This is a genomic window from Candidatus Poribacteria bacterium, from assembly GCA_021295715.1.
Classification (GTDB): domain Bacteria; phylum Poribacteria; class WGA-4E; order WGA-4E; family WGA-3G; genus WGA-3G.
Genome location: JAGWBV010000014.1, coordinates 35,764 through 56,323, shown reverse-complemented (window position 1 = coordinate 56,323; position 20,560 = coordinate 35,764). Strand labels below are relative to the sequence as shown.

Sequence of the window (20,560 nt, the reverse complement as noted above, 5' to 3'; positions counted from 1 at the left end):
GACGGCAACCGGCATGCTGTCACTCGATACTTGGAAGTGCTTCAGGGACATGACGTTGACACAACGGATGCCCACCCATGCTTAGAATTGACACAAGCGGAACGGACTGCTGCGCATAATTTTCTTACCAAGGCTGACCTTAAGTCAGAACGACTGTTAATCGGGATCCATCCCGGCGGGAACTGGGAATATAAGTTGTGGGACGGAAAGAACTATGCGGATGTCGCGAGTATTTTAGCAGAAAAACGAAACGCAACGATTTTACTCTTTGCCGGTCCGAACGAACGGCACCTCCAAACGCAGGTTGCAGAAATGATGGAAGTCCCACCGATGCTCGTCAAAACGGGCGATCTTCGGCACCTCGCGGCGTTAATCTCCGCATGCGATGTGTATATTGGAAATGACACGGGACCGATGCATATTGCAGCAGCTGTGGGAACTCCTGTCGTCGCGCTTTTCGGTTCAACGAACCATATGCGGAGCGGTCCCTACGGGGACCCACATACAGTTTTGCAGAGCGGGATAAATTTAGGATGCAATCCTTGCCATCCGGGGCGGCATCCAGGGGGGTGTGACGTTGGTAGTTGTGCAGTGATTGCGGGGATTACAACGGAGCAAGTATTAGCAGCAGTAGAACGTTATATTTCTGTTGCTTGAGATACTGGACCTCTGTGTCAGACATCTGTATCTTCTTGAAGACGTTTAAGCGCAGCTAAAGCCTTAGCGAGTTCTGCTTCAGCGCGTTGTCGTGCCTCCACTTCTTGTTTAACTTGTTGTTCCAGTGGTTGCAACCAAACTGAACGCGTCGGATCATAGAGTCCGAAAACACCCTCACGCTCACCTAATTCCAAACCCAAAACAACCGATGGCATACGACCATTCACAATTTCTATCTCTTGGTATATCCCGTCTACAAGACGGTATCCGAGGAAATAGGGATTGACTTCGTGATACGGATCGTAGATATAATACTCGCGGACACCGAGAACCGACGCATACAGGTCCTTTTTACGTGTTAGATCGTGCCTGTATGTGCTTGGACTCGCGACTTCCAACACAAAATCGGGAGCCTGTCCTTCTTCCCATATTTTATAGGTGCGTCGCCGTTTTTTACTGACCCCGAAGGCGACGAACACATCTGGAGAAACCGATTTCCTTGGGTTGCCTTCTTCCATGCACATCGTTAACATTACGAAAATAGTGTTTGAGCATCTGAATGAAATCTATCATGATGTCTCGATGGTATTCGGTCTCTGCCATAGGTTTCCCGTCCGACTCAGGATAGATGACCGTCGGTGCAGCTTTTACGTTTTCCTGCATCGTCTTACCTCCCGTCCCTATCATAACATCAATTTGTGAGATGATTATATCACAAGAACCATGAGATAGCAAGGGGTTTTGGAACATCCTTAACTACATTTTGATTAAAAATGAGAATTTTGTCGCCATTGCAGACGCAGGCTGTTTAGCACAACAGATACACTGCTAAATGCCATAGCGAACGCCGCAAGCATCGGGTGTAACTCCCGAAACATCATCGGCACGAAAGGTAGTGGATACAGCGCGCCCGCGGCGACAGGAATGAGAAGGACATTGTAGAAGAACGCCCAGAAAAGGTTCTGTTTAATCGTGCGCATCGTCGAGCGGCTGAGTCGAATTGCATCGGCGAGTCCACGCAAATCGCTGTGCATGAGGGTCACGTGTGCTGTTTCCCTGGCAATATCGGTGCCGGTGCCGAGTGAGATTCCGATATCGGCTTGTGCCAATGCGGGGGTATCGTTGATACCGTCGCCTACCATCGCGACAAGTCCACTATTTTCCGACTGTAGCTTTTTAACGGCTGCTGCTTTATCCTCGGGTTTGAGTTCTGCCATGACATCGCTAATCCGGACAGCCTTGGCGATTGCATCAGCCGTAACGCGGTTATCCCCTGTCATCATTGATACCGTACATCCAAGTTCGTAGAGTTCCGAGACTGCAGCCTGCGCTTCGGATTTCAAGGTGTCGGCGACCGCGAGAAGTCCTACAACGTCTCCATTAACGGCAATCCATAGGACTGTTTTTGCCTCGGTCTGTAGACGTTCTGCGTCTTCTTCAAATCTCCTTGTCGGAATGTTGTGTTGTTGAATTAAGGGTAAATTGCCGATGATGACACTATTTTCACCGACCTGTGCGGCGATACCGTGTCCAGTGACGGCTTCAAACTGACTCGGTGTAGCGATATCCAGTCCACGTTCCTTAGCCGCTTGGACAACTGCTTTTCCGATGGGATGTTCACTGCCACGTTCTGCAGCGGCAGAGAGTTGTAGGAGTTCCGATTCGTCTCTATCCGTGAGAATATCCGTAAGTGTGAGTTTCCCCTCTGTCAAGGTGCCTGTTTTATCGAGGACAATTGTGGTTAACTCTCCAGCGCGCTCAAGTGCTTCGCCGTTTCGGAAGAGGATGCCGCGCTGCGCACCAATACCGGTTCCCATCATAACGGCAGTTGGCGTGGCAAGTCCCAACGCACACGGGCAGGCTGTGACGAGGATAGCAACTAAGCGGAGCATTGCCGGGGTGAAACCTGCTCCGATAAGGAACCACCATACGAGAAACGTCACAATGGCGATCCCGCTGACGACAGGCACAAACACATTTGTGACCGCATCGGCAGCGCGTTGGATAGGAGGTTTGCTCTGTTGTGTTGTATGTACCAATTGGACAAGACGGGCAAGTGCCGTTTCCGCCCCGATATGCGTGGCTTCCATTGTGAGCATTCCACTCTGGTTCATCGTCGCTACGGTCACAAGGTCGCCGGGTCCCTTATCTACGGGCAGGCTTTCTCCGGTAAAAACGCTTTCATCGATGGCACTTTTGCCGCTCCGCACCACACCGTCAACAGGAATACTTTCGCCGGGACGCACCAGAAGGACATCTCCTACGCCGACCTGTTCGATAGGGATGTGCTGTTCTTCGCCGTTTTCTAAACGGCACGCTATTTTAGGGGAAAGTTGAGGAAGTTTTTTGAGGGCTGCGTTTATTTTACCTTTGGCACGTGCTTCAAGAAGTTTCCCTAACTTAATCAATGTAATGATAACAGCGGCAGTCTCAAAATAGACGTGAGTCCCGAAGCGCGCTCCCTCGCCCCCTAATGCGATCGTTACAGTGAGGCTATAGAGAAACGCCACAGATGAACCCATAGCGACAAGGACATCCATATTGGCAGATCGGTTGCGTAAGGCTTTAAATCCGCCAATGTAATAGTCCCAAGCAACATAACCCTGCACAGGTAACGCTAAACCAAACATGAGCCAGTTAACCCAGTTTGCTGCTGCCCACGCGCCTAACAGGTTCATATCTCTACCCATGCTGATCAGGAAAAGTGGGAGCGTGAAGATGATCCCGACGATGAATTGCATCTTTTGCCGTCGGAACTCCTCAGCGCGAGCTGCGTCTTCTTCGTCCGCATCAACTACGTCAAAGCCGAGATCTCGGATCTTATCGACGATGGCTTCCTCGCTGAGTGTGGATGCTTCAAAGGTAACCGCGGCATATTCAGTCGCGAGGCTGACCTCTGCGGCAAGGATACCCTCCATTTTTTTTAGATGTCGTGTGATAGTGCTTGCACAGTTTTCGCAGTGCATCCCAGTGATGGGGAGGTTAAGTTGATATTCCATTTTTTTTCGTTGTTAGTTCGGATTTTCTCCGAAAATCCATTCGGTTTTCAGTTATCAGTTAAGAGGTGTGTTTTGCTTGGGTATTTCTGCGTATTGCTTGGGTGTTTCCCTCATTTAACAAACATCTCTTCACCGACAACCGATAACTGATTGCTAATAGCCTTTTTACCAATATTTTAGCACATCGCGGACAAGGGATGCAAGGATTGGATATAATAATGCGAAAATCTCTGGGTTAGCCTAAATGGACAGGTAGACCCGTTTCAAGAGATTCATTGGCAGCGATTGACAAAATAGCGGTTTTAGCGGCATCCGAATACGGGGATCGGATCGCGCTGCCATCGCCTGTGCGGACTGCTTCAATGAAAGTGCTATCCATTTCAATTGTGCAATTGTTTTGAGGATTCCACGTAGTCGTCTCATCAGCAGTAGAGAGCACAAGCGCACTGCGGAGATGGTATTCAAGTGAACCGTCCTCACAGAAAATGTCTAAGCCGGAACGCCGCAACCCATTCGTTGTGAAGCAGGCGGAGAACATAATACCAAAGACACCACTCTCAAATTGTAACGAGACAGCAGAAGCTTCCTCAATATCGTAATCGGTATTCGGGATCATATCGTTGCGTGCGACAGCATAGACGGTTTTGACTTCACCAAAGAGGTATCTCGCCATATCAAATTCGTGCGTCGTCTGCTCCATAAGCTGCCCGCCGGATTTCGCCTTCTCGCGCCACCATCCACCGGGCATGCCACCCATCCAGTAGCCCATAAAGAACCCAACGCGACGAGAAGCAAGAAGTTCCTGCGCCTTGTCGATAATATCAAGATAACGTTCCTGATACCCAGTAGCGGTGATAATCCCTTTATCTTCGACTTCAGCGGCGATTTCTTTTGCTTCGTCGGCATCCATGTGCACCGGTTTCTCTACAAACATCGGCAGTCCGGCAGCAATGACAGCGCGCTCGGGGGCACCATGTGCAAACGGCGGAATCGAAATATAAACGGCATCCAATTCCTCGCTCGCGAGCATCTGATTATAGTCTGCATAGGCTTTACCACCATATTGGGTGACAGCCTGATCCGCTTTGTCGATGACAATATCACAGAAGGCGACGAATTTTGTGCCGCCGATCTCGGTTAATTCACGCAAATGGCGATTCATATTGCCACCCGTGCCGATAAAACCTAACCTAACATCTGACATAACGTCCTCTTTTTCGTTTTTCTTAAGACTTATGCAAAATCCCTTGCTTTGTATTTCGGCAAGAGAAAAACAAAAGTGTGGAAGACAGAGGAATCCACCTTCCATCCTTCCACACTTCAATAATTTAAACCCTATTTTTAATGAAAGGATTTTTTCGTGAGAAAAAATCCGAACTGAAAACTATTAAAAAACTGAATTCTGTGCCGGAGCGAGCATGAGCGATGGCAGGACCCCTATGAGCAATACACCGATCGCCGCGAGAACCAATCCCACAACAAGCGTGCTCGGATACGACGCGAATGGCAACTCCTCTTCCGGTTCACGCATATACATCGTCACAACAACACGGAGATAGTAGAACGCCGATATTGCTGTATTGATGGCACCAATAATGACAAGCCAGATATGTCCTGCTTGGACTGCTGATTTGAAAACATAGAATTTTCCGACGAAACCAGCAGTCGGTGGAAAACCGGCGAGTGATAAAAGCATTATCGTCATAAACATAGCAAGTAACGGTTTACGAAGACCGAGTCCAGCGTAATCGGAAATCATGAGACTCTCGCCGTCCTCTGTTTTCGCCAAGATGACCGCACCGAACGCGCCGATGTTCATTACACAATAAACGAGCAGATAAAGCATCGCACTCGAAATTCCGTCATTATTTGCCGCCGCTAAACCTATGAGTACGTAACCCGCGTGGGCGATACTTGAATACGCGAGCATCCGCTTGATGCTCGTCTGCGCAATCGCAATGACATTTCCGACAGTCATCGTTAACATCGCCAATACAATGACAACGCCACTCCATTCGACTTGTAGGCTTGGGAGTGCTTCCATAAAAATTCTGAGGAATGCTGCGAACCCAGCCGCCTTTGGTCCAGCAGAGATAAACGCGGCTATTGTTGTAGGCGCGCCTTCGTAAACATCCGGTGCCCATTGATGGAACGGAACAATAGCGACCTTAAATCCAAATCCAACAATAAGAAGGAACATGCCTGCTAACAACAGTGGTGATTTATTTGGAGCAGTAATCGCCTCAGCGATCGCAGGGACATTCGTCGTTCCCGCACCCCCGTAAATCAGAGCGATTCCGTAAAGGAAGAACGCGCTGGCAAACGCACCGAGCAATAGGTATTTCATGCCCGCCTCACTTGAAGCAGGATTATCTCGAAAATAGCCTGCCAATACATACAACGATAATGACATCAGTTCTAAGCCGAGGAAGACAATAATCAACTCATTGCCTGCGGCCATCAACATCATACCGAGGGTCGCCAGCAGAATAAGTAGGTAGTAAGGTCCCTGTTTCCTGTCGTCCCTGTCCAAATAACTCATCGAAATCAAAGCGACCAAAATCGTCGAAACGAGGAAAATAATGTTGAAGAAGAGGGAGAAATTATCCACCTTGAACATATCGTTGAACTGGGTGCCAACTGTGCCTGCTTGATGCATCTGGATAGAGACCCATAGCGCGATTCCAGCCCCAACGATCGTCATCCAGCCGAGAATCGATTTTGAAATGGAGTCAAACAGATCAAAAACGAGGACGATGAGCAACGTTAAAGCAATGATCAGCTCCGGCATCAGTAACTGCCAGTTAATCTCTATTGGCATTTAAAACCTCCTTTTGTAGTCTTAAGTGCGTTAGCGCAGGAACACAAGCGTCACAATCACAAAGAGCGGGACTAAAATTACCACCGACCAGAGCATATATCCGAAGAAACTCGGCATGCGGATACCGCTTTGTTCCGCGATTGCCTTCACCATGAAATTGGGTGCATTGCCGATGTATGTATTTGCACCCATAAACACTGCTCCAACAGAAATAGCCGTTAGCAATTTGACGAACTCTAAGTGTTCGGGACCCGTTAATTGTCCAGACAAAATTTCCGGTATTACGGCTTCAGTGAGGTGCAATTTTCCGAGTGCTGTGTTGAAAAAGGTCAGATAAGTCGGGGCATTATCTAAGAAACTTGACAGAATACCCGTTATCCAGAAATAGTGCATCGGTTCTTTTATCGCCCCAATTAACCCACGTAACGCGCCGTTTTCACCGGCTTTTAGAATCGCTAACGCCGGAATAATGGTCATAAAAATGCCAGCGAACACCTTTGCTACCTCTTCAATCGGCTCCCACGAAAACTCGTTCGCCTGACGTAACTCACCACTAAAGGGTGTGAATCTGAGGGATAGCAGCCCCATGACAACAATCAACACGTCGCGTGCAATATTCTGCCAGTATACATGCACACCAAAGATATTGACTTCTCCCCACTTGAAACTGCCGCTCATTAAGACAGCAACGACGATGCCGAGGAGGAAGACGAGATTGAAAAGTCCGTCAACGCCGATGGGTTCGTTAGTCCCGTCGTCTGGCACGACACCGCCTTCCCGTTTAAACATGAATGTGTCTATCACAAAGAAAAGCGCAATTAAGATCACACTAATAAACAGCATGTGTGGAAAGAGAGCTGTCGTCGTCCAGAAGAAAGGGACGTTGTGCAGGAATCCCAAAAACAGCGGCGGATCGCCCAACGGTGTTAAAGAACCACCGATGTTACTCACGAGAAAGATGAAGAAGATAACCAGATGAATCTTGTTCTGCCGATATGCATTTGCTCGGATTAGCGGGCGGATGAGGAGCATTGATGCGCCAGTTGTCCCTACCCATGAGGCGATAGCAGTGCCGATAAGTAGTAAGAGTGTGTTAACTATCGGTGTGCCACGCAATGTCCCACGCACGAGAATCCCACCCGCAACCGTGAACAATCCCCATAACAGAATAATGAAGGGGATATAGTCTATCAGATAGATATGCAGAATGTCGTAAAACGCTTCTCCTTGAAACGCTATGAGATACGGAATAGCGAAGGCTAACGCCCAAACCAATGACATTTTTCCGCCGTGGTGGACCAGAAAATGGGAATCCAACACGAGTGGGAAAATTGCAATAGAGAGGAGTATACCAACGAACGGAATGATACTCCAAATAGGCAATTTCGCACCGTCAACTCCATGACCGTGATGCGCATCGCCGCCATGTGCGTCATCTGCGCCGAAGGCTTCCATTGAAACCGACAGCATAAGTCCCAAAATCACACAAAGAATAAGCCCTGATGCAAGTTTAAACTTCACTTACTTCGTCTCTGCCTCCTTTTCAATCTTTTCATTTTCTGCACGCTGTGTTCCGTGTAGAGCGAGTTCGGTGCCTTGTAGTGTCTGTTCTCCGGCGCGTCCCACAGCAGATTCGGTTTGCACCTGCGTCACGACAAGTCCCACTGATTTTTCCATCTTACTCAGGAAAGGTTTTGGATAAACGCCGATCCAGACGATAAACAGCAGTATCGGCAGCATCACAACGATCTCGCGTGCGTTCAGATCTGGTAAGGCTTCATTTGTCTTATCCAGTGTCCCAAACATCACCCGTTGGAACATCCACAGCATATACACAGCTGCCAGAATGACACCTGCTGTTGCTATCACTACATATGTCTTTGAGAAAGCTCCCTGAACAAAACTGCCGAACAGTATCATATATTCGCCAACGAATCCATTCAGACCCGGTAGCCCGATTGACGATAGCGTCACCACCATAAAAATCGTAGCAAAGATCGGCATACCCTTCGCCAAGCCCCCGAAATCCACAATCATTCTGCTGTGTCGTCGTTCATAAATCATTCCAACCAAAAGGAACAACGCACCCGTGCTCAAGCCATGGTTTATCATTTGTAAGACACTTCCTTGAATAGCGGCGGGATTTTTAGAGAACAACCCCAACACAACAAATCCAAGATGGCTTACGCTGGAATATGCGACCAGTTTTTTCAGGTCCGGTTGAACCATCGCCACCAATGCGCCGTAAATGATGCCAATTACAGCGAGCGGCACAATCAAGGGCGTGAATTCAGTCGCTGCATCGGGAAAAAGTGGCAGACAAAATCGGATGATCCCATAGGTCCCCATTTTCAGTAGCACCCCGGCAAGGATTACACTTCCCACCGTGGGGGCTTCAACGTGGGCATCCGGTAGCCACGTATGGAAGGGAAAGAGCGGAACCTTAATGGCAAATGCAATGAAAAACGCAAGGAACAATAGATTTGAATGTTCAAATGGACCGCTGAGCGTCGTGAGGTCGAAACTATTGTTGTTTTGGAAGTAGAGTGCTAAGATGCCAACCAGCATGAGCGCACTGCCTGCCATTGTATAAAGCACGAACTTCACAGTAGCATAAATTCGACGTTCTCCGCCCCAAATACCGATGAGGAAGTACATCGGAATCAGCATCGACTCCCAAAATACAAAGAAGAGGAACAGATCCAAAGCACAGAAGACACCCAACATCCCGGTCTCAAGAGCGAGGAGCGACATCATAAAACCGCTTAGCCCTTTCTCGATTGAGTTCCATGCCGCAAGGATACACACCGGTGTCAGGAAAGTTGTAAGCAACACTAACCATAGTGAAATGCCATCGATGCCGATGTGGTAACTTGTACCTAAACCGGGAATCCATGCCTGCTGTGTGACGTTTTGGAACGTTGCCGTCGTTGCGTCAAACCCGGTGTATAGTCCTAACGAGACAATAAACGTCAGGAGTCCAATGACAAGTGCAATGCCTTTGACAGCGGACGCACCGAGTCCTCTGAGCAACGCGATCGCTATCACGCCGAGCAGTGGTAAAAAGATGACTATCGAAAGTAACAAGGAAACCTCCTTTAGGGTATCTTAACTTCCGTCGATAGGCACAACCTACCGATCGCGATTTCCTCTCTTAAAGGAATAAATCACCGCCAGAACCAAGGGTAAAGCCAATACCGCATCCTATTTTCTTCTTGCTGCCCCAATTCGCGGCGGCGTTTCGAGAAACTGTCTGCAGGTATTTTATTTTTCCACCAAGTTCTTAACTTACGGTTGAAGGTGGAAATATCTTTATCTGATCTTCCACAGTTGTCCAGAATCCACGCACCCAATTTGACATCATTGTCGATTTGCACAGCAACTTCCTGAAAAGCCTCCGCTGAGATATTGAGAAAGGATAAAATCGCAGTATCTTGTTTGGAATCAGCACCGTATTTATAACGTCCGATTTCTCCAGCGTGGGCAGCTCGTGCTTTATCTGTCAACCTGGCGACCCCACAGATCACGGCAACTTCTTTGTTGAGCATATCCCGTGGTCGAAAAGTTTTCTGTTTCATTTTCTTCCTCCATCAGTGTTCCTCAAAGAAGGAGGGTTCACATTTAAAATACAAACGGGCTACGTAAAAAACAGATAGTATGCGAGGAATAACACTATTCCGAGAACCATTGATACAATATACGCTTGGACAATTCCTGTCTGGAGGCGGCGCAACGTTCCACCAATAAATCGGATAATAGATCCTACACCGTTGACAATCCCATCAATAATGCCGTTATCGACAATTCGCCAGAGCAGATAATGAGAACCGTTTTTAATCGGTTGCACAATGAGCGCGTTGTATACCTCGTCTACATAGTACTTGTTCACAAGAAGTTTGTGTAGCGCATTGGTAGGCGCCTCAGATGGCGTTCTTTCACGATAGCGCGACCAAGCAAACGCAATTCCCGCCAAACCGACCACAGATGAAATCACCATAAATAAGATGACATTACCCGATGCCTCATGGTGCGCCTCTGGAAAAACACTCTTCGTGAAGTGGTGGAACCAACTTTCATGTCCACCCCAACCCAAAAGTAAGCCAATCAAGGCAGAAGGAATCGCCAGAATTGCGAGCGGTACCCACATGACGGGTGGTGACTCGTGCAGATGCGAAGCGACTTCAGGTTCAACACGAGATTCACCATAAAACGTCACAAAGATTAGACGGAACATATAAAACGCCGTCAAGAATGCCGTGACTAAGCCGATGACGTAAATAAGTGGCGAACTCCCCCATGCACTGTGTAAGATTTCATCCTTGCTCCAGAAACCGCTCAGAAACGGAAACCCCGCAATAGCAAGAGCACCGACTAAAAAAGTCCAATGCGTTATCGGCATCTTTGCCTTTAAGCCGCCCATCCTTCGCATATCCAATTCATTCGCCATCGCGTGCATCACACTACCAGCGGTGAGGAACATCAACCCTTTAAAGAAGGCATGTGTCACTAAGTGGAAAACACCAGATGCATAAGCACCAACACCAACACCAAGGAACATATAACCGAGTTGACTCACAGTAGAATAGGCGAGGATACGTTTTATATCGTTCTGGGTAAGTGCGATCGTTGCGGCGAAGAAGGCAGTTAAAACACCGACCCACGCGACCACTTCGCCGGTATGTGCGATATTATAAAGCACAGCCGAGCGTGCTATCATATATACACCCGCTGTCACCATTGTAGCAGCGTGAATCAAAGCACTGACAGGTGTGGGACCTTCCATTGCGTCGGGGAGCCATACATAGAGCGGAATCTGCGCCGATTTACCTATCGCGCCAACGAAGAGTAGCAAAGTAGCAATTACGAGGGTACTGGCACCAAAAACTTTCTGAAAATTATCTGCCTCAGCGGCATCAAATATTGATGCGAAATCGAGGGTTCCGAACGCAGCGAACAGCGTAAACATACCCAGCAAGAACCCGAAGTCGCCAATCCGGTTCACGATGAACGCCTTTTTTCCAGCATCCGTCGCCGTTTGCTTCTCATACCAAAATCCTATGAGAAGATATGAGCAGAGTCCAACACCCTCCCACCCAACGAACATCATCAGATAGTTATTTCCGAGGACCAAGATTAACATTGCAAAGACGAATAGGTTCAGATAGGCAAAATAGCGTGTATATCCTTCATCGCCATGCATGTAGCCAATCGAATAGACGTGGATGAGAAAGCCGACACCCGTAATCACTAACAACATCACTGACGTTAGTGCGTCTACACGGAACCCGATATTGAACGCGAACGACTCGCCTGTAATCCATTCATACAGGGTTTCATCGAACGGGGCAGCACCGCCGTGCAAACTGGCAAAAGCGATAATCGAGCAGACTAAAGAGACAAGCACCGCAAGCGAACCTATCCAGCCGCTGAGTTGCTCGTTACCTTTTAGCCCCTTATTTTCTGCAAGTCCTAATAACCCGTTAATCAGGAACCCAACAAGTGGGGCAACTAACAGGATAACAATTAATTCTATTGTCATTTTTTATCCTTGTATTGGTTCTCAGAATCTTCTTTAACTGATAACCAATTTTGCTTAGCCCTTCAACGAATTAACTTCATCTACATTGATTGTTTGTCGATGTTTGAAAACACTCACAATAATTGCGAGTCCAATCGCCACCTCAGCGGCAGCAACAGTCATGACAAAGAAAACGAACACCTGTCCGGTTGCCTCACCGAGACTACGACTGATTGCCACAAAGGCAAGATTCGCCGCATTCAGCATCAACTCAATACACATAAAGATGATAATAGCGTTCCTGCGGATGAGGACGCCGATGACTCCCGTTGTAAACAAGAGTGCGCTCAATATGAGATAATACTCTAATGACATATAAAAACCTTTTCCCTTAACAGTTGTAGGCATTATAGCCCGATCTATAAATATACCGCCTTTACAGAGCTGAAGAGTGATGGTAGCCTGCAACAACGGCGCAGGCGATTCTTAAGCGAGGATCGTTGTTAAACCAATTGCTTGATTGAACGCTTTGCGAATCATTAAAAATTTAGTTTTCTTCTTGCCCTTCGCGTTTTACCAAAACGATAACGCCAATCAATGCTGCCAACAAGATAAGCGAGGTAACCTCAAACGGTAAAAGGTACTTGCTGAACAAGAGTTCACCAATATCATAAGTGGTTGTCGTTACCGCTGCCGCAGGTTCTGCCGCTGCCACTGCGGTATCGTTGAGTGCATTCATTGCAATATAAATGCCTTCGGCGGCAAGGAGGATGCCCAAAATAACAGCGAATCCCTTCAGTTTCGTTCCAATAGCCCCTTTCGCCGAGAGTGTCCCCAGGTTCAAGAGCATAATCACAAAGAGGAACAGGACCATAATCGCGCCGGCATAGACGATGACTTGCACAGCTGCAACGAAATGTGCACCCAGCAGGACAAAAAGACCTGCTTGTGCGAAAAACGTTACAATAAGCGACAGCGCGCTATAAATCGGATGTCGAAACGAGATGACAGCAATCGCGCCAATCAGCGAGACCGCTCCAAAGAGAATAAATAGAATCTGTTCTGCATTCATAAGCATGCCTCCTATTCTATTGCGTCGAGAGCGGTTGGGGTAAGCTGATTGTCACTATCTTGGATTGCCGGCTTAGGTGTGCTCATGACAAGGAGTCCTGCGACAATGGATACAACAATAAACGCGGAAACCACATTTCCGATACCTACGATCAGACGAGAGTTGGTCGTTATCCATAAAATGCCGGTTACGACGATTGAACTCAAGGCAACAGGCAATAGGAATTTCCAACCCAAGTTCATGAGTTGGTCATAGCGGAATCGAGGAAGCGTCCAACGCACCCAGATAAATACGAACAGGAAAATCGCTGTTTTAACAAAAAAGATGCCGAACGAGATGAGTCCGCTCCATACAGGACCGCCCATATTTTCTAAACCAAAGAAATGCCATCCGCCTAAGAAGAGCGTCACTGTTACGGCAGAACCGACAATCATGTTCATATATTCAGCCATAAAAAACATCGCAAATTTCATGCTACTGTATTCAGTGTGATACCCTGCGACAAGCTCCTGCTCCGCTTCAGCGAGATCAAAAGGCAATCGATTCGTTTCCGCAAACATCGCTGTTGTAAACGCCAGAAATGCAGGGAAATGAATCAGGAAATTCCACTGCCATGGGTACGCGCCTTGCTCGTTTGCGATTTCACGAAGGCTGAGAGAACTCGTTAGCATCAGCAGACCGATGATTGCCAACCCGAGTGTTAGCTCGTAACTAATCATCTGTGCAGAGGAACGTAAACCGCCCAGCAGTGAATATTTGTTATTAGATGCCCATGCCCCGAGGACAACACCGTAGACCCCAAGGGATGTTATCGCCAATACATACAGAATACCGATGTTGATATCTGCAATCTGGAGCGGTATTTCATGTCCGAATACCGTAATAGAACTCCCAAATGGCACAACAGCAACTGTAACAAGCGCTGGGACTAACAGCATTGCGGGTGCCATTACATAAAGCGGTTTATCTACATGATCTGGGATAAGGTCCTCTTTAAACAAGAACTTAAGCCCATCTGCGACAGGTTGGAGCAGTCCTTGTGGTCCAACCCTGTTAGGTCCCAACCGATCCTGCATCCATCCGCTCACCCGCCGTTCCGCCCAGATCATTAACATCACGCCAATAAGCAACATATGGACGACGATGAGAATCTTGACGATTGAACTGATGACTAAAACGAGAGGGAAATTTTCCATTTTTTAAATTATTCCTTGCGGTTAAATAACATGCGTTTCTACGTTGACGGGCGTTCCTCGAATCCGCTCTCTACTACATTACGAGCTACGGATTTTGAGGTTATCTGAAGAACCCTCTGTTGAACCAAACCTCTTAACTAACAACTAACTGCTAATTGCTAATCGCCAATTTAATTCCTGCATCTCCAATTTTTTGATGTGTTGTGTCAGTATAGCCCGGCACATGCTCTGCAATAGCCAATGCAATCTCACCCGCGAAGTGATAGTTCATCTCACCACCGAGCTGCTGGGCAATCTGCTGCGTAATTTCCCAATCCACACGCGCTTCGCCCGGTGGATCAATTGCCTTACGAATCCGCTGCACCCAACCTGTCGAGTTAGTGAAGGTGCCATCTTTCTCGGCGAAAGTTGTTCCGGGTAGCACCACATCAGCTAACTGCGTTGCTTCTGAAGGCAAAACATCTTGCACGATAAGGAAATCAACGCTCTCCAATGCGGTTTTTTCAGCATCTTCGAGAGGACGTTCCGGTCCACCACTCACGAGGTAAACGACTTTTGCACCCGATACCTTTTCCCAAAGCGTATCACCCTCTAAAACGACATTCCCATTCGCAGAACCGAGTATCGTTCGCGCGCCTGCCGTATTTGGGTTCTTGTCGGCTTCAATCGTAAATTGTGGGAACTTGTGTTCTTCACCGGGCAGCTGCCCAAAGAGTCCCAACTGCGTTGTTTTCAGGACATCATGAGCGAACTGCTGTAAAACGTAGTTGTCTTCATTTGTCCCCTGTGCAGAGCCGATAACAACAATATCTTCAGTTTCTATGTCCGACAATTTTTCTGTAATCGTCCCTAAGGCATCTGCCCAATGTGTCGGAGTGAGTTCGTCATCAACCCGTTTAAGTGGGAGTTGGAGCCGGTCATCGCTGTTGACATAGTGGTAACCGAGGCGACCATCGTCACACATCCAATGTTGGTTAATGTCTTCATGGAAGCGTGGCTTGATCCTGTAGACGCCATCGGCTTTATATTCTACGGTGATATTACAGCCGACACTACAACCTGAACAGACACTATTCGCTTTTTCCAAAAACCACGGACGAGACTTGAACAAGAAATCCTTGCTAATCAGCGCACCAACAGGACAAATATCAACGACATTTCCTGCCAATTTGTTATCCAGCAGTTGCAAAGGGATACCTTCATGACTTCTTGGAATATCAATTTCGTCATGCGAGCCGCGGTGGACTAAGCCTAATTCGCCCGTTCCAGATACCTCATCCGCAAATCGAATACATCGGGTGCAGACAACACAGCGTGTTGCGTAGAGCAGTACATCGGGTCCTAAGTCTTTCTTGGGTGGAACATTTTTCACCTCAAGATAACGACTCTTATCGTATCCGTGTCGATGTGAGTAGTCTTGCAGGTCACACTCACCCGCCTGATCACAGACTGGACAATCAAGAGGATGATGGACAAGGAGAAATTCAAGTATATCCGCTCGTGCCTTCTGCACACGCGGGCTATCTGTCCGAACAATAAAGTCATATTTCCCGTCAAGTTTCCTATCCGGTGGTGCTGTTCTTAGCACGGTCGTACATCCCGTTGCGAGCTGCCGATCCGGGACGATTGCACCAGCAGGTGGGAAGAAAACGTGTGGCTCAACGAGACACATTCTGCAATTTGCAGGTCGGCTCAACCCAGGGTGATAACAGTAGTGAGGGACTTCAATACCGTGTTCCCTTGCTGCTTCGACTACATTCGTTCCGTCTTCAACCTCTATCTCAAGGTCATTTAGTTTAACAAATGCCATATTTTAATTTTTCCTTGCGGAGGAATAATGGACGCTCCGACTTTCTCGTGCGTTCCGTAAATCCGCCTGCGTGTTTTTGCTTGGGGTTTTTGCTTGGGCGTTTCTGCGGATTTCTGCGTATTGTTGCAGGCTACTGCTTTGGAACTAACGAAACCCTCTTTACCGACTGCTGACCAGTACCGTTAATTGCTGACTAAGGTTAGTCTTACAGGTCAGCGAACTCTTTCGGAACAAACCGCTGTTGATACGCGTAATTTTCCTCCGGTGGCACGGTTGCTTCAGCAACAGGTAGCGTCACGAGTTTACCTTCTCGGATGGTGGCTTCAAATTCCGGTCGGAACTTACGCATATAACTCACGGCGGGCCAGGAAACCGCGATACCAAAGACACAAATCGTATTCCACGTCATCGTATCCACATTTGCAATGTTATTGGCGACACTTTCCAGTAAATCCAAGTCTTCGTAGATTTCTTCTGTCTCACCGGTATCACCCCATCTACCATTTTCAGCGACACCGAATTTGGGACGTGTCATCGTGTCTTTTCGTCCGTTTCCGTCGGCAATGCGTTGGACAATATCTCGCACCCATGGGGTTCCCCAGCGGCACGGCGTGCACTGTCCACACGATTCATGGGCGTAGAACTTCATGATATTGAGCAGGCAATCGACGATATTCCGAGTCTCGTTCATGACAATGATACCGCCGGAACCGAGCATTGATTTGGCAAGCGTGAGGGAAGTAAAATCAAGTCGCGTGTCCAACTCATAGTGCGTTAAAATCGGTGCGGAGCTACCACCAGGGATAACCGCTTTCACCTCTTCGCCGCGCAATCCACCTGCCACCTCAATGAGTTCCGAACAGGTCAAACCAAGATCGAGTTCATAAACACCGGGTTTGTTAACATCACCACTGATGCAATAGAGTTTCGTGCCCGTGTTGGGATCGGGTGTCGGCGGATCAGAACGCGTATCGGCGTATGTCGGTCCCATTTGGGTGTACCACTCAACACCGTTACCAACGATGAAGGGTAGGTTGCACAGTGTCTCAACATTCTGGACGACCGTTGGTTTCCCAAACACACCTTCAACTGCAGGGAACGGCGGTTTGTTCCGAGGTTGCCCGCGTTTACCCTCAAGCGATTCAATGAGTCCTGTCTCCTCGCCACAGATATAGGCACCGGCACCTGGGTGCGAATAGATGTCAACGTTAAGTCCAGTTCCACGGATGTCTTTACCGAGGTATCCCTTCTCGTAGGCTTCCTTGATAGCGGCATCCAACATCTTTTTCCCGAGTGTGAATTCACCGCGAATGTAGATATAAGTCGTCTCAATGCCCATCGCATAGCAGCAAATCAGGATACCCTCAATTAATAGGTGTGGATTCTTTTCTAAAACGTAGCGGTTACTGAATGTTCCGGGTTCACTTTCGTCAGCGTTGCAACAGAGGTAACACGGTTTTATGTCTTTTGGAACAAAACTCCATTTCAAGCCTGTTGAAAATCCGGCACCACCTCTACCTTTCAACCCGGAATCCATTACCATTTTAGCAATATCGTCTGGTTGATATTCGGCGATTGCCTTTTCAAAACGCGTGTAACCGTCGTATTGTCGAAAGACATCGAACGTGTTTATATCAGGCACATCCAGATGCTCGTAGAGAATTCGTCTCTCTTGAACCATACTTTCTCCTCTACAGATTGTCTAAGATTTCATCAACCTTTTCCGGGGTTAAATTTTTATGTAAATCGTCGTTTACCATAATAACAGGAGCGACATCGCAGGAAGCAAGACATTCCACTTTCATAATCGTGAACTTTCCGTCAGCAGTTGTGCCTTTCGCGAGATTGGTTTCGGAAGCGACATCCGTGTCTAGTTTCGTCTTAAGATGTTCCAAAACGCCCTTACAGTCTCGCAATGCACAAGGAAGGGTGTGACATATCCGAATGACGTACTCTCCTACCGGTTCCTCAAAGAACATCGGATAGAAAGTGACGACATCCTTGACTTTCATCACAGAGACCTCAAGTTGCTCTGCGACATACTTCATGACAGCAGGGGTAATGTACCCTGCCTGTCTTTGCGCGATATGGAGTGTTGGAAGCATCGCCGCTTCTTTAACGGGATACCGCCCTATCAACGCGTCGAATTCACGTTGATTTTCTTCATTAAACGCGAAAGGCGTTTCAATTTGAATGAGTGCATCTGACATCTACGTTTTCCTTTATTGGGCAATCGACATTTAGCGAGAGCGAACTCCGGTTCACGACTTCTGAACTAAAATGGCAAAACATAAAACAAAACGCCGCTAACTGGATCATAGAATACTTAGACTGCCGCTATGAACGCCTCCTGTACTTTGGGAGGTAGTTCAATAAAGATGAAATAGGATTCGGGATATAAATAGTCTTCCAAAGATTCATCAATGACTCGAAGATACCCCTCACAAGCCGCTTCCTCATCAGGCAGAATTTGGTAGAATTTTCGCTTCTCTATGTCTTCACAACCGCTGTTTTTGATGCAAAGCGCGAATTGGGTTTCTAATAGTTTCTTTTTCATTTAAAAATGTTACGATAGTGTAACATTTAGTGCACAAAAGATATTCGCCAGAGAACCCTCTAACTACAAGGGTTTATCGATGTTTTTTTATTTAATTTTCCACTGCAAAAAAAAGTAATTTGGCGAAAAGTGGAACATTCTATGAATGCTTCGTAAATGGTCTCTCTTAACTTAAATTACCAAATATCGTTCGTTTTAGTAGTTGCCGTGAAACTGAATACGGTTACCTTCTGGATCTCGGATGTCGAAAATGGCGCGCCCATCCTCATTTTCAAGTTTTCGTAATCGCTTCCCTTTCGACTTCAGGTGCTGATGAACGGCACTGACGCTCTTAACGTGGAAGACCAGTTTTTGTCGCCCCTCGTTCGGTTTGCTTGCGCTATGGAGGCACAATTTGCAAGCACCTGTATCAAAGCGAAAAAAACGATGTTCTGGGAACGGCTGATCTTCCTCTGGTACTAATCCGACGACATCCCTATAGAATGCGATGACAGACTTCATATCCTTAACAAAAAGCATAATAGATCCGAGATGCATTTCCATTTCATTTTCCTTGAGGTAGTGTGCTGCGCTCTCTTCTTTCAACCCATCCTACTGTTATCTGTCTAATTCCCCAGCAATAACATTCAGACTTCCCAAAACAGCCACAGTATCAGAAACCATTCCGCCCTCTAACATGTGGGGGAGTGCTTGGAAGTGAAAGAAACTCGGTGGACGAATACGGATGCGGTAAGCGGTTCCGCTGCCATCACTGACAATATAAAATCCGAGTTCCCCGTTCGGTGACTCGGTTGCACAATAATGCTCACCCGTTGGCGTCTCTACGCCGTGTCCGTCCATAACAACCTTAAAGTGGTGGATTAATCCCTCAATATGCCCATACGCATCGGACTTATTCGGCATCGTAATCTTGTTATCTTCGAGGTTGACGGGTCCGTCAGGCATATTATCCAAGACTTGGGTAATGACACCACAACTCTGAATCATCTCTTCCATCCGGACAAGGTAGCGGTCGTAGGCATCGCCGTTGGTTCCAACTGGCACATCAAATGTGACTTCATCGTAACTGGAGTACGGTTCAGCCTTGCGTATGTCATGCGCTACACCGGTGGCTCGGAGGCAGGGACCCGTTAACCCGTAGCTAATAGCATCATCAGCTGAAATGGACCCGACACCTTTCGTGCGATCCATCCAGATACGGTTTCGTGTGAGGAGCGTATGTGTCTCCTTCAACGCCTTCGGGAAGTTACTGACGAATTGACGTATATCTTCTTCACACCCAGCGTAGAGGTCGCGAAGCACACCGCCAATACGCGTGTAACTGGTCGTCAACCGTGCGCCAGTCGTCTTTTCAAAGATGCTATACAACTTTTCACGTTCGCGGAAACTATAGAGGAATACAGAGAATGCTCCTAAGTCCAACGCAGCAGTTCCCAACCATAATAAGTGATCTGCGACGCGTGAAAGCTCCGCCATCAAAATACGGATGTATTGACACCGTTTTGGAACTTCAATATCGAGCAACTGCTCAACAGCAAGTACATATCCGAAATTGTTAGACAACGGTGACAGATAGTTCATCCGGTCGGTTACAACAATGTACTGGTTGTAATCCAAATGTTCACCGAGTTTCTCAAATCCGGTATGCAGGTAGCCGGCATGTGGTGTCGCCTTCAAGACGGATTCACCGTCAAGCTCCAACACGATACGGAGGGTGCCGTGTGTTGCCGGATGTTGCGGACCGAAATTGAGAACCATCCTCTCACCTGTGGCGCGTTCCAGCCCACCTTGCATAAAATACTGTTCCTAAAAAACTACATTTTTCCGTGTATATCTATGGAAAGCAATAGGTTTTTAGAGGGATCCTACCCCCTTTTACGAACACCGTCGTGTTCTAATCCTGTGTGTAATCAGTGTTGCCTGACCACGA

At 47.6% G+C, this 20,560-nt stretch carries 19 protein-coding genes; 1 reads left to right on the top strand and 18 read right to left on the bottom strand.

Translation table 11 applies throughout. From position 1 onward, the window contains the following. Positions 1 to 657, top strand: a 657-nt coding sequence (locus J4G07_06305; protein MCE2413600.1) for a glycosyltransferase family 9 protein, incomplete at its 5' end; no start/stop codon positions are given. 17 nt (positions 658 to 674) lie between these two features. Here the strand turns inward: J4G07_06305 and J4G07_06300 are convergent. The 18 genes from J4G07_06300 to nuoD all read right to left on the bottom strand — a co-directional run bounded on the left by J4G07_06300 (position 675) and on the right by nuoD (position 20,424). Continuing rightward, the gene (locus tag J4G07_06300) at positions 675 to 1,175 is read right to left on the bottom strand and encodes a Uma2 family endonuclease (GenBank protein ID MCE2413599.1); all 501 of its coding nucleotides are present in this window, start codon (positions 1,173 to 1,175) and stop codon (positions 675 to 677) included. Then, positions 1,111 to 1,320: a hypothetical protein gene (locus J4G07_06295; GenBank protein ID MCE2413598.1), complete on the bottom strand. Its 210-nt coding sequence runs from the start codon at positions 1,318 to 1,320 to the stop codon at positions 1,111 to 1,113. The genes J4G07_06300 and J4G07_06295 overlap by 65 nt, the downstream gene beginning before the upstream one ends. A gap of 104 nt (positions 1,321 to 1,424) precedes the next feature. After that, complete coding sequence (locus J4G07_06290; protein MCE2413597.1) at positions 1,425 to 3,656, bottom strand: copper-translocating P-type ATPase; 2,232 nt, start codon at positions 3,654 to 3,656, stop codon at positions 1,425 to 1,427. A gap of 235 nt (positions 3,657 to 3,891) precedes the next feature. Next, positions 3,892 to 4,860 (bottom strand): Gfo/Idh/MocA family oxidoreductase, encoded by a 969-nt coding sequence (locus tag J4G07_06285; protein MCE2413596.1) that lies wholly within the window; start codon positions 4,858 to 4,860, stop codon positions 3,892 to 3,894. Between the two features lie 183 nt (positions 4,861 to 5,043). Next, positions 5,044 to 6,477 (bottom strand): NADH-quinone oxidoreductase subunit N, encoded by a 1,434-nt coding sequence (locus tag J4G07_06280; GenBank protein MCE2413595.1) that lies wholly within the window; start codon positions 6,475 to 6,477, stop codon positions 5,044 to 5,046. A gap of 30 nt (positions 6,478 to 6,507) precedes the next feature. Beyond that, positions 6,508 to 7,947: a sodium:proton antiporter gene (locus tag J4G07_06275; GenBank protein MCE2413594.1), complete on the bottom strand. Its 1,440-nt coding sequence runs from the start codon at positions 7,945 to 7,947 to the stop codon at positions 6,508 to 6,510. Between the two features lie 51 nt (positions 7,948 to 7,998). Next, positions 7,999 to 9,564 (bottom strand): NADH-quinone oxidoreductase subunit M, encoded by a 1,566-nt coding sequence (locus J4G07_06270; protein ID MCE2413593.1) that lies wholly within the window; start codon positions 9,562 to 9,564, stop codon positions 7,999 to 8,001. Between the two features lie 80 nt (positions 9,565 to 9,644). Further along, a complete protein-coding gene (locus tag J4G07_06265) occupies positions 9,645 to 10,055 on the bottom strand; it encodes a DUF5069 domain-containing protein (protein MCE2413592.1) in 411 nt (136 codons plus the stop codon). A 59-nt stretch (positions 10,056 to 10,114) separates the two neighbouring features. Further along, positions 10,115 to 12,016 carry an NADH-quinone oxidoreductase subunit L gene (gene nuoL / locus J4G07_06260; protein MCE2413591.1) on the bottom strand — a complete coding sequence of 634 codons (1,902 nt, stop codon included), beginning with the start codon at positions 12,014 to 12,016 and terminating at the stop codon, positions 10,115 to 10,117. A 54-nt stretch (positions 12,017 to 12,070) separates the two neighbouring features. Beyond that, positions 12,071 to 12,370, bottom strand: a complete 300-nt coding sequence (gene nuoK / locus J4G07_06255) for an NADH-quinone oxidoreductase subunit NuoK (GenBank protein ID MCE2413590.1) — start codon at positions 12,368 to 12,370, stop codon at positions 12,071 to 12,073. A gap of 172 nt (positions 12,371 to 12,542) precedes the next feature. Further along, positions 12,543 to 13,067 (bottom strand): NADH-quinone oxidoreductase subunit J, encoded by a 525-nt coding sequence (locus J4G07_06250; protein ID MCE2413589.1) that lies wholly within the window; start codon positions 13,065 to 13,067, stop codon positions 12,543 to 12,545. Positions 13,068 to 13,078: 11 nt separating this feature from the next. Next, on the bottom strand, positions 13,079 to 14,263 hold the full coding sequence (gene nuoH / locus J4G07_06245; GenBank protein MCE2413588.1) for an NADH-quinone oxidoreductase subunit NuoH: 1,185 nt from the start codon (positions 14,261 to 14,263) through the stop codon (positions 13,079 to 13,081). Between the two features lie 151 nt (positions 14,264 to 14,414). Next, the gene (locus tag J4G07_06240; GenBank protein ID MCE2413587.1) at positions 14,415 to 16,073 is read right to left on the bottom strand and encodes a molybdopterin-dependent oxidoreductase; all 1,659 of its coding nucleotides are present in this window, start codon (positions 16,071 to 16,073) and stop codon (positions 14,415 to 14,417) included. Positions 16,074 to 16,278: 205 nt separating this feature from the next. Continuing rightward, positions 16,279 to 17,754, bottom strand: coding sequence for an NADH-quinone oxidoreductase subunit NuoF (nuoF, locus tag J4G07_06235; protein MCE2413586.1), 1,476 nt, complete (start codon positions 17,752 to 17,754; stop codon positions 16,279 to 16,281). A 10-nt stretch (positions 17,755 to 17,764) separates the two neighbouring features. Further along, positions 17,765 to 18,283 (bottom strand): NAD(P)H-dependent oxidoreductase subunit E, encoded by a 519-nt coding sequence (locus tag J4G07_06230; GenBank protein MCE2413585.1) that lies wholly within the window; start codon positions 18,281 to 18,283, stop codon positions 17,765 to 17,767. A gap of 116 nt (positions 18,284 to 18,399) precedes the next feature. Then, positions 18,400 to 18,630, bottom strand: coding sequence for a hypothetical protein (locus J4G07_06225; GenBank protein MCE2413584.1), 231 nt, complete (start codon positions 18,628 to 18,630; stop codon positions 18,400 to 18,402). Between the two features lie 195 nt (positions 18,631 to 18,825). Further along, entirely contained in the window at positions 18,826 to 19,173 is a 348-nt protein-coding gene (locus J4G07_06220; GenBank protein MCE2413583.1) for a VOC family protein, read from the bottom strand. 54 nt (positions 19,174 to 19,227) lie between these two features. Beyond that, positions 19,228 to 20,424, bottom strand: a complete 1,197-nt coding sequence (nuoD, locus tag J4G07_06215) for an NADH dehydrogenase (quinone) subunit D (protein ID MCE2413582.1) — start codon at positions 20,422 to 20,424, stop codon at positions 19,228 to 19,230. Between the last annotated feature and the right edge of the window lie 136 nt (positions 20,425 to 20,560).